Below are 10,232 nucleotides of genomic sequence, written 5' to 3'. Positions count from 1 at the left end.
TCGGACAACACCTGTCCGCCCGCCCGCGCCCACAAGGCCCCCAACGTGCTCTTCCCCGCGCCCGAGTGCCCCGTGAAGAGCGCGGCCCGGCCCTGGTGCGCCACCGCCACGCCGTGCACCAGCAGCCCGCCACGCCGAGCCAGCGCCCGGGCAAGCATCACCTTCAGCACCGTCTCCACGGGGAAGCGCCCCGGCCCCTCCACGTGCGCCTGGAGGCCGTCAGCGGACAGGGTCGCGTCGTAGTCCTCGCCGGCCAGGCGCAGCGCGCCGTCCTCCCCGCGGAGGACTCGGGGCAGCTCGCGAGTGGCTGGAGCAGGACGCGCCTGGGCGGGGGCCACGGCCACGAGCCGAGCCACCTCACCATCCTGTCGCGCTGGGGACACCACGAACCGGGAGAACATGCGCCGGAGCGAGTCTCGCAGGCCTGCCTCGCCGACTTCCACCACGCCGGTCCAACCAGCGATTCGCAGGCAGAGGGCCGCGGCCGCCAAGGGGCCTCCCGGCGGGAGGCTCAGGGGATGCACTCCGACTCACCAGGAATCTGGCACTGGGAAATCTGCGCGAGTGCCACGAAGGGCTGCTCCCAGAGAATGACCGGCGGCTCATAGGCGGGGCCGGCGGCGGGAGGGGGCGTCGTCTGGAAGGCGTCCGAAGTCATGGCGAGTGCGAGCGAGGAAGAAGGGACGTTCTTCAAGGGAAAGGGACTGGGAACGCGCAGATGCGGCCATCTTCCGAGCCCACGTGGAGGCGGCTCACCGTGTGGTCGATGGTGGGAGTCCCGATACGCTGCGCACCCCCAATCGAGACCTGACCGGAGTCGGCGCCATCCAGCAGCTCCAACTGGTGGACCTGTCCGTCGGAGCTGCCAACGTAGAAGCGCGCGGCGCCATTCCGGTTGAAGGAGAAGGTGCCGGAGGGAGACGCAATCGGCGTGCTCCACCGGAGCACCGGCGGCGACTGGGCGGGCCCCGAGACGTCGTACAGCGCCACCTGGCCGGCCGCGAGGCTGGCCACGAAGCCCGCGCCCTGGGGCCGAACGAAGCTGGTGAAGGCAGGCGTGTTCGGCGCCGGGCGCGAGGCGACGGGCAGGCTCCACGCGAGCTGCGCCGTGGCGGCGTCGACGCCGTGCACGAAGCCGTCGCTGTCCGTCACCAGGATCAGGTTGCTGTACGCGTTGCGGACCAGGCTCAGCTCCACGTCGCCCACCGGGAGCTGGCCCAGCACCTGGCCCGTCAGCGTGTTCAGCACCCGGAGCGTGTCCGGCGAGCCCGCGTGCGCCCGCGTCGCCACGAAGAGCCGGTTGGTGGTGTAGTCCACCACCATGCCTCCCGCCACCATGCCCAGGTTTCCAGGCTGGTAGCTCCAGACCAGCGCGCCGGTGGCGGCATTCAGGGCCACCACCCGGTTGCGCGAGGCGTCCGCCAGCCGCGTGGCGAAGAAGACGAGGTCGCGGTTGGGGTGTGCGGCCCGGAACGCGGCGTTCGCGTAGTCGAAGAGCTGCGTGACGGGGAACGACTGGATGGTGCCAATGGGCTGGCCGCCGTTGTCCCACCGCCACAGCACCTGGCCGGTGGCGGCGTTGAGCGCGCTGGCCACGCCACCCTGGTCGCCCACGAGGAGGTACTGCCCGGACAGGCCATGCAGGGGCACCACCGGGAAGCGGCTGCCGATGAGGCCCGCCAGCGGGCGAGGCCGCCACCGCTCCGCGCCATCCGCCGACGGGTTGGTGACATGGGTGAGGTTGGCGACGACGGAGTCGTTGAAGGCGCTGAAGATGCCCGTGCCCAGCTCGGTGATGGGCTGCTGCGAGGCATTCAGGCCCACCGAGTAGCACCACAGCGGCGCGGCGCCCACGCGTGCCCGAGGCGTGGCCACCAGGGCCTCCGACGTGGGCTGGTTGCCCGGCGAGTACCACCGCAGGTCATCCGAGTTGAAGACGCGGTAGTAGTACGTGGTGCCGTTGGTGACGGACGTATCGGTGAACGTCGTGGTGGCGCCCACGTCGTCCGCGTACACCACCTGTGCGTTGCCCAGGTGCGCCCCCACCGCGTAGGTCAACCCTTGCGTCGGCGATAGGTTCGGCGGCGCGCCCTCCGCGCGAAGCACCAGCACCCCCCCGTGCACCGCCGGGTTGTCCCAGGTGAGCGTCACGCTGCCATCACGCGCCACGCCCGTGAGGCGGTTGACGTCGGGCACGGTGCCCTGCACCAGCGTCATGGGGGTTTCGACGCGAATCTGCGGCCCGCCGTAGTCATCGATGAGGTGGAAGCGATGACGGAACGTGGTGGGCCCGGACAACGACGCACCCGACCCGAAGTTGGAATACACCACCGTGAAGGAGCGCTCGCCGTTGACCGGGATGCCCGTGGCGTTCGTCGACTCCCAGGTGATGCCCGTGGTGTTGTTGGACGCCATGATCCACCCGGAGGGCGTCCCCAGCACGCCAGCGATGTTGAAGTAGTTGAGCGCGGGCCGCAGCAGCCGGACCTCATACAGCGGCATGGGGCCCCGGTTCTGGATGGTGTAGACGATGGACCGGTTCGTGGAGTTGGCGGCCACCGCGCGGATGTTCGTCCGCACGCGGTGCAACACGATGCGCCCCTGGTTCGAATCCACCAGGTCCGACGTCACGGCGGCGCCGTTGCGCGTGGCATCCACCTGCCCCCGGAACCGGTAGCTCGCGAACTGGGACCCCGTCAGCCGGTACGTCCAGACGAAGTGCGCTGAGGCGCCCGGGTCCAGCCGGGGAACGCTCGCGGGCCCAGGCCCCGACTCGAGCGCCGCCGCCGCCGAGCCGTCGAACACGGGCGCCCTCGGCGTCACGTTCAGGAACGTGTCCGTCGAAGACGGGTTGGTCACCGTGAGCCGCACGCGCACAATCTCATTGTTGAACGCGTCGTCGGTGTCCACGTCCATGGCCACCGGGAGCGCGCCCACGTTGACCATCCGCGTGTCCACCACGGGCGACCGGGTGTTCCCGTTCCCGCTGACGCCCTGCACCTGCGCCACCAGCGTCCCGGCCGAGCCCGTCCGCGCGAGCGCGGCGTAGACGCCCGCGTTCCCGCTGGAGATGTTCGAGCGGAACGACGCCGGCTCGACGTCCACCACCTGGAAGGTGACGGCGCCCGCCCCCGTGGAGGGCCCTTCAATCGTGCTGTTGTTCTGGGGAGGCGTCGTCCGGTTCTCCACCACCATCCGTGCGTCGACGTCGCCACCCACGCCCAGCACCCGGGGCCGCACGTCCACCTGGGTGTACAGGCCGGAGCGAATCCAGCTGGCGGCAGTGGTCGTCACCGACGTGGTGAAGTCCCCGCCCGCACACGTGTCACGCGCGAGCGTCTGCCCCGCCACGAAGCGCTCGTTGGTCTGGTCTCTGTTCGACGTCGGCGGAACCACGCGGAGGACGAACCGGGCCGTTTCGCCCTGCCCCAGGCCGTAATCGCCGCTCCCACCGCAGGAGTCCGAATTGTAGAAGATGACCCACCGCTCATTGGCGATGTAGTCCACCGTCCAGCCCGGGGGTGGGATGGATGCGAGCGGGATGTAGCCAGTGGGCAGCGCGAACCACACCTCGTTGATGCGCCGGAACTGCGGCGACCCGCTAGAGGTGTTGTTGCGGACGTCGACCGTCAGCTCGGAGGCTTCGTCCATCACCACCCGCGCGCGGGTGTCGCCACCCTGCGGCTGCGTGGTCAAGACGAAGGTCCGGGACGTCGTCTGCGCCCACCCCAGCGAGGGCGCCAGGAGCGCGGCGGCGGCAATGAGGGGAATGGAGAACGGACGCATGAATGGAGCCCTCACGGATCCAGAGTGAAGGAAGCCGCCGTCAGCGGCGCCCCATCGAGGAAGAACCGGGCCTGCCACGTCCCGCTCATGCCGGACGTCGCCACGGCGGTGCCGGCCACGGGCAGGGAGAAGCGCACCGTGCGCGACTCGTCCACGCGCGAATCCACCTCCGCCGAGCGCCGCTCATACGGCAGCCCGGAAGGCGGCACGAACTCCACGGACACGGTGTGCCGGCCACGCACGCCGCTCACCGTCAGGTCCACGTTCACCTGCGCCACCGACAGCGCGCCCCGGCCGCCCGCTCCCAGGTCCATGACGGTGGCCGACCCCCGCGGCACCACCGCTGGCGGGGGCGGAGGCACTTCTGGCTCATCCACCGGCGCGGGCGGCGGCCGGGCCTCCGAACCCTCGCGCGGTGGCAACACGTCCGTGGGCGCCACCGGCGCCTGGGCCGGGGGCGCGTGGACGGGGGCACGAGGCGCCACGCCTTCCGTGCACGAGGCCAGCATCACCGCCGCCGCCAGGAGCGCCAAACGCGTCCGCATCACCGTGCCTCCTCCAGCTCGTCGATGAGCCCCAGCCGGGTCAGCTCCGAGAAGAACGTGAGCGTGTCGATCAGCACCTGCTCCACGTCCCACCCATGACGCTGGGCCACCTGCTCCACCAGGGCCCGCGCCGTGCGCGTCCCGTCGCACAGCTTCCAGATTTCAATGGCCGTTCCGTTGAGCCCACGCAGGGTGTTGCCCTCGGCGTCCAGGATGATGAAGTCCGAGCCGAAGCGTTGACCGGAGACGCCCTCGCGCCAGCGCGGCGCATGGTCCGCCGCGAATGCCTTGCTCATCGCGCACCTCCCCGGCCCAGCAGCGCCGCCAGGCGCCACTTCACGGCCACCCGCAGGCGGCCCAGCCACCGGGGCCCCCGGTCCCACCCCGTCTCCAGGACGACGCCGCCCCGGCGCACGCGGCGCACCCGCCCCAGCACCCGTGACGACGCCAGCGGAGGATCCTCCTGAAGTGAGTTGTCGCCACGCAGCGCCACCGCCTCGGCGTCCCACCGCCGCAGCCGGTGCAGCACCAGGGCATGATCAAAGCGCGCCAGCAGGACGTCACCAGGCCGCGGCGCCCCCTCCAGCGGCTCCACGCCGGCATGGTCGCCCGAGCGCAGCGACGGCCACATGCTGTCCCCGTGGACGGGGACCCAGCTCAGGGCCGGAGGCACAACAGGGACGGAAGTGTCGCGCGGCATCGCAGGCCAGTCTAGCCGACCCGACCCGCGCCCGCGAGTTCCCACCGCCCCGATAACTCAGCGTTTATCAGGGGTTACGCGCCTGCCTCAGTTTCTCAGACTTAGCAAGAGCCACCTGGAATACTGTTCTGGACCCCACAGCGCCCTATGCCGGGACAGCCTTCCGCTCCCGCACCACCCTGGCGACCTCGTCGAGCGCGACGGGGATGGGCTCCCCGCCGGCCATGGGCTTCAGCTTCGCCTGGCCACTGGTGCGCTCGGCCTCGCCCAGCACCAGGGTGAAGTCCGCGCTGCTCTTGTCCGCGCGCTTCATCTGGCTCTTGAGGCTGCCGCCGCGGGTATCGAACTCCACGCGCAGGCCCTCGCGGCGCAGGCGGCTGGCCAGCACCAGGGCGGCGTCGTGTGAGCCCGCGTCCGCCACCGCGACGAAGACGTCCGGCCGCGCGGCGAACTGCTGGCCGCTCTCCTTCAGGAGCAGCACCAGCCGGTCCAGGCCACAGGCGAAGCCCACCGCGGGCGCGTCCGGCCCGCCCAGGCTCTTCACCAGCTTGTCATAGCGGCCACCGCCGCCCACGGTGCTGGCGGTGCCCAGCGCGGGGTGCGAGGCGACGAACTCGAAGACGGTGCGCGTGTAGTAGTCCAACCCACGCACCATTCGCGGATTCACGACGTGCCGGACGCCCAGCGCCGTCAGCTTCCGCTGCACGTCGTCGAAGTGCGCGCGGCACGGCTCGCACAGGGTCTCCAGCACATTGGGGCCGGCCGCGGCGATGGCCTGGCACTTCTCGTTCTTGCAGTCCAGGACGCGCAGGGGGTTCTTCTCCATGCGCTTCTGGCAGTCCCCGCACAGCTCCTCGCGGTGGGCCTGGAGATACTCCACCAGCTTCGCGTGGTACGTGGGCCGGCAGGCCTCGTCCCCCAGCGAGTTGATGTTCAAGGTGATGTCCTTGAGCCCCAGCCGCTCCAGGAACTGCATCACCATGTCCATCATCTCGACGTCCTGGGCGGCCTCCTTCGCGCCGTAGGCCTCCGCGCCGATTTGATAGAACTGCCGATAGCGGCCCGTCTTCATCCGCTCGTAGCGGAACATGGGCCCCATGTAGAACCAGCGGGTGAGCGGCTCCTGATTGGCGACGGAGTGCTCGATGTACGCGCGGGCCGCGGGCGCGGTGCCCTCCGGGCGCAGGGACAGGCTGCGGTCCGCCTTGTCGTTGAAGGTGTACATCTCCTTCCCGACGATGTCGGTCTCCTCGCCCACGCTGCGCACGAACAGGGCGGTGTCCTCCACCATGGGCGTGCGGAGCTCACCGTAGCCGAAGCGGCCGAACAGCTCGCGGGCCAGCCCCTCCACGTGCTGCCAGATCTCAATCTCCCCGGGGAGGAGATCGTTCATGCCCTTGACGCCCGCGACCTTCTGGCTCACGCGATGACTCCGATTCGCTTGCCCAGCCGCACCACGGCCTCCTCCTGGAGGCTCTCATCCCAGGTGACGCGCTTGGGCTCGAACAGGAGGATGACGGTGGAGCCCATCTCGAAGCGGCCCAGCTCCCCACCCTTCTCCACCGGCATGGCCGCGCCGTAGCGGTGCACCTTGCCGGGCTGCCCGGTGTGCGTCGTCACCTCGTCGTAGGCCGCCTTGATGCGCGACACGCACGTGGCGCCCACCTTCACCACGGCGCACTTGCCCGCCACGGTGTCCAGGTACGTCACCAGCCGCTCGTTGACGCAGAACAGGGACTGCTTGTTCTTCACCGACGCGGGGTTCACCGGCCAGAACTCGCCGGGGATGTACGCGTAGCCCGTAATCGTGCCGCCCAGCGGGGCGTGGATGCGGTGGTAGTCGCGCGGCGACAGGTAGATGGTCGTCCAGGCGCCACCGTGAAACGGCCTGGCGGCCTCGGCGTCTCCCAGCAGCTCGTCCACCGTGTACTCGATGCCCTTGGCCTGCAGGCAACGCCCGTGGTCCGAATAGCCCACCTGCGACACGCGGCCGTCCACCGGGGACACCACCACCTTCTCCCCCGCGTCCACCGGACGCAGGCCGGGCTTCAGGCCCCGGGTGAAGAACTGGGCGAAGGTCGGGTAGTGGTCGAAGGAGTGCTCGGCCTCCTCCATGTCCACGTCGTAGGCCTTGGCGAAGGCGCGCATCGCGGCCTGGTGCACCGGCGCGGGCACGGGCAGGCGCGTGGCCATCCCCACCACGGAAGAGAGCGCGGACTTGGGCAACACCTGCATCAACTTCATGAAAGTCTGGTCGTTCATATCGGCGAATCGGTGCTAGCGACCGGCGTCGGTCGCGGGTGCCGGACCGCCGTCGGGACTGACGGGGACGGTCTGCACGGCGCTCTTGGGTAACAGCGTGAGGACCTTCCCCGCTTCAATCAGGAGGAAGGCGTCCTGATGCTGGGGGTACTCCAGGCGGCAGGCGGTGCGGTCGGCGAGCTGCCAGGTCTCCCGCATGCCACGCCCCTGCACGTCGATGGGGGTGCCCCGCTGGAAGCACCCCCGGAAGCCCGCCACCAGCTCGGACGCGGCCGTGCCAGCCTGGGGACCGCCAGCACCGGCGTCCGGAGGCCCGGCGTCCGGTGCTTCCGCCGGAGCCGCGGGACGCGCCGGCTCCTCGGTGGACGGCGCGGTGTAGGAGCCCGGCGGCAGCTCCCGCGCGCTGGCCACGGCCTCATCCCGCTCGCTGGCGGCCGTCGCCATCCGCTGCCGTCCGTCCTTGATGCGCTGGAGCAGCTCGCGGGCGCCCTCGGCGTCCAGGCTGTCCGCGGGGACGCGCTGGAGCTGCGCCTCGATCTCCCCCACCCGCGGATCCAGGAAGGCGTCGTCCAGCTTCTGCGCGTACAGCTCGCGGAAGCGGCGGGCGGCCTCCTCGTACTCGGCGGAGGGCGCGGGAGGCTCGCGGCGGCAGGCGGTGGGCGCCAGCGTGAGCAGCACTGCGGAGACGACGCCCACGAGGGGCCTGAGGGACGCTCGGAGGACCAGGGTGCGCACGACACGGGTTTATGTCATTTCCCCGCGCCTGTCCGCCTTTTGTGCCCCGGAAGCGCGCCTCAGACGCCCAGGAACAGCCGCTTGCCGAAGTTCAGCGCCAGGTCCGCGTCGAAGATCTTCTGCGCCGACGTCTCGATGTCGTACTCGACGCGGACGTACTCCACCGTGCGCGCGTCCGTGTCGCAGATGACGAAGCACGCCCGGTTGTCGTAGTCGCGCGGCTGGCCCACGCTGCCCACGGAGATGATGTACTTGTAGCCCCGGCGGATGCCGAACTTCTGGGCCACCACGTCGTTCACCTCGCCATTGCCAATGGCGAAGGCGCGGCACAGGTGGCTGTGGCCAATGAAGGTCACCTCCGGCAGCTCCGCCACGTAGGGCGTCAGCTCCCGGGCCTGCTCCAGCGCGAAGATGTACTCGTACGCCTTCGGGTCAACCGGCGAGCCATGGCAGAAGCCCACGTCGCCAATCCGGTACGTGTACGGGAGGCTGCGCAGCCAGGCCATGTTCTCATCGGTGAGGACGTTGGCGGACCAGTCCAGCGCGTGCCGGGCGGCGTCGTAGTAGTACGAGTAGTCCATCCGCCCCGCCACCGCCGCGTCGTGGTTGCCCAGGAGCGTCACCTCCGCCACCGAGCGCACCAGCTCACAACACGGGTTGGGCGACGCCCCGTAACCGACGATGTCCCCCAGCGAGACGAACCTGTCCACCTTCTGGTGCTCGGCGACGCGGAGCACCTCGGTGAGCGCCTCGATGTTGGAGTGGATGTCGGAGATGACGGCGATACGCATGCGGGGCCTCGGTCCGGTGGCGTGGGCTCAACCCGCCCAGCCGGCCTTCACCTGGTTCTGCTGCTGCTGCGAAATCATCTGGCGAAGCCGTCCCAGGGTATCGCTGTCCAGGGACTCGAAACGCAACCCCATGCCCGCGGGGAGCGCTCGTTCCTCCGCCTCCCGGAGCCACACCACCGTGGCCTGGGCCTGGATGTCCTGGTGGCCCGCGGGAGACAGCTTCACCACCGTCCGCGCCCCTCGGGCCAGGGGCGTGCTCGTGCGGAGGAACAGGCCTCCCTCGCTCAAATTCGAGATTCGCGCGTAGAGCGTGACGTTGTCACCCTCGCACCAGCACCGAAGCTGGGTGGGAATCCGCGTGGACTTTCGGTTTTCGCTCAACCCGGAACCTTCTTCCGTCACCCGAATCCGCAGCCTAGGGACGGCCTGATTCCGCAGTCAAGTTCAAGGGGGTGGAGCGCCCTTCCCTTGCCCGGGGCCTCATCGCTCCAGGGGGCCCAGGTCGTCGAAGTGGGTCAGCTTCCGGAACTCGGCGAAGCGGGCGTGGATCTCCGGGCGCGTCACCTCGCGCAGGCGCTCCAGGCTGAACTTCTCCACCGTGAAGGAGGCCATGACGCTGCCCATCACCATGGCGCGGCGCAGCAACGCCTGATCCAACACGCCATTGGAGGTGGCCAGGGCGCCCATGAAGCCGCCGGCGAAGGTGTCCCCCGCGCCGGTGGGGTCGAAGACCTCCGCCAGGGGGAAGGCGGGGCACGCGAAGATGTGCTCGGCCTCGAAGAGGAGAGCGCCGTACTCACCGCGCTTGATGACCACGCGCTGCGGGCCCATGGCCATGATGGCGCGAGCGGCCTTCACCACGTTGTGCTCGCCGGCCAGCTGACGGGCCTCCGCGTCGTTGACGAACAGGAGGTTGACGCGGGAGAGCGTCTTGAGCAGCGCCTCCCGGCTGCCCTTGATCCAGAAGTTCATGGTGTCGGCGGCCACCAGCTTCGGCGCCTTCACCTGGTCCAACACCTGCGCCTGGAGCTCCGGGTGGATGTTGCCCAGGAAGACGTAGGGCGTATCCCGGTAAGACTCCGGCAGCTTCGGGGAGAAGGCCTGGAAGACGTTGAGCTGGGTGTCCAGCGTCTGCGCCTCGTTCAGCTCGTAGCCGTAGCGGCCCTTCCAGCGGAAGGTGCGGCCCGTCTCCCGGGTGAGGCCCTCCAGGTCGATTCCCCGACCACGAAGAAAGTTGAGGTGTCCTTCGGGGAAGTCCTCGCCCACCACCGCCACGACGCGCGCGGGGCTGAAGAACGAGGCCGACGTGGAGAAGTAGGTGGCCGAGCCCCCGAGGATGTCCTCCTTCTGGCCGAAGGGGGTTTCCACTGAGTCCAGGGCAACGGAGCCGACGACGAGCAGGGACATGCGAGC

Annotated in this window: 11 protein-coding genes and 1 pseudogene; all 12 read right to left on the bottom strand. The window is 69.9% G+C overall.

Annotation, left to right across the window (positions count from 1 at the left end; genetic code table 11):
* Window positions 1–491, bottom strand: a pseudogene (locus tag HV826_RS31890) (hypothetical protein); the annotation flags it as partial.
* Between the two features lie 20 nt (window positions 492–511).
* The gene (locus tag HV826_RS31885) at window positions 512–658 is read right to left on the bottom strand and encodes a hypothetical protein (protein ID WP_176420834.1); all 147 of its coding nucleotides are present in this window, start codon (window positions 656–658) and stop codon (window positions 512–514) included.
* A 32-nt stretch (window positions 659–690) separates the two neighbouring features.
* Window positions 691–3,786 carry a PQQ-binding-like beta-propeller repeat protein gene (locus tag HV826_RS31880; RefSeq protein WP_176420833.1) on the bottom strand — a complete coding sequence of 1,032 codons (3,096 nt, stop codon included), beginning with the start codon at window positions 3,784–3,786 and terminating at the stop codon, window positions 691–693.
* An 11-nt stretch (window positions 3,787–3,797) separates the two neighbouring features.
* On the bottom strand, window positions 3,798–4,331 hold the full coding sequence (locus HV826_RS31875; protein ID WP_217917600.1) for a hypothetical protein: 534 nt from the start codon (window positions 4,329–4,331) through the stop codon (window positions 3,798–3,800).
* The gene (locus tag HV826_RS31870; protein ID WP_176420831.1) at window positions 4,331–4,627 is read right to left on the bottom strand and encodes a PqqD family protein; all 297 of its coding nucleotides are present in this window, start codon (window positions 4,625–4,627) and stop codon (window positions 4,331–4,333) included. The genes HV826_RS31875 and HV826_RS31870 overlap by 1 nt, the downstream gene beginning before the upstream one ends.
* A complete protein-coding gene (locus HV826_RS31865) occupies window positions 4,624–5,031 on the bottom strand; it encodes a S24/S26 family peptidase (protein ID WP_255208210.1) in 408 nt (135 codons plus the stop codon). Before HV826_RS31865 ends, HV826_RS31870 begins: the two co-directional genes overlap by 4 nt.
* 145 nt (window positions 5,032–5,176) lie before the next feature.
* Window positions 5,177–6,424, bottom strand: a complete 1,248-nt coding sequence (hisS, locus tag HV826_RS31860; RefSeq protein ID WP_217917603.1) for a histidine--tRNA ligase — start codon at window positions 6,422–6,424, stop codon at window positions 5,177–5,179.
* Window positions 6,425–6,450: 26 nt separating this feature from the next.
* Window positions 6,451–7,293, bottom strand: coding sequence for an archaetidylserine decarboxylase (asd, locus tag HV826_RS31855; RefSeq protein WP_176420828.1), 843 nt, complete (start codon window positions 7,291–7,293; stop codon window positions 6,451–6,453).
* A 15-nt stretch (window positions 7,294–7,308) separates the two neighbouring features.
* Window positions 7,309–8,028, bottom strand: coding sequence for a hypothetical protein (locus tag HV826_RS31850; protein ID WP_368671039.1), 720 nt, complete (start codon window positions 8,026–8,028; stop codon window positions 7,309–7,311).
* A gap of 59 nt (window positions 8,029–8,087) precedes the next feature.
* Window positions 8,088–8,819, bottom strand: coding sequence for a metallophosphoesterase (locus HV826_RS31845; RefSeq protein ID WP_176420827.1), 732 nt, complete (start codon window positions 8,817–8,819; stop codon window positions 8,088–8,090).
* A gap of 27 nt (window positions 8,820–8,846) precedes the next feature.
* Window positions 8,847–9,200 (bottom strand): TIGR02266 family protein, encoded by a 354-nt coding sequence (locus tag HV826_RS31840; RefSeq protein WP_217917601.1) that lies wholly within the window; start codon window positions 9,198–9,200, stop codon window positions 8,847–8,849.
* 99 nt (window positions 9,201–9,299) lie between these two features.
* The gene (locus HV826_RS31835; protein WP_176420826.1) at window positions 9,300–10,226 is read right to left on the bottom strand and encodes a PfkB family carbohydrate kinase; all 927 of its coding nucleotides are present in this window, start codon (window positions 10,224–10,226) and stop codon (window positions 9,300–9,302) included.
* Window positions 10,227–10,232 lie beyond the last annotated feature (6 nt).

The sequence above is a fragment of the Myxococcus sp. AM010 genome, from assembly GCF_013372585.1.
GTDB lineage: Bacteria > Myxococcota > Myxococcia > Myxococcales > Myxococcaceae > Myxococcus > Myxococcus vastator.
The sequence above is the reverse complement of the archived record's forward strand: the minus strand, read 5'-3'. Positions and strand labels throughout refer to the sequence as shown.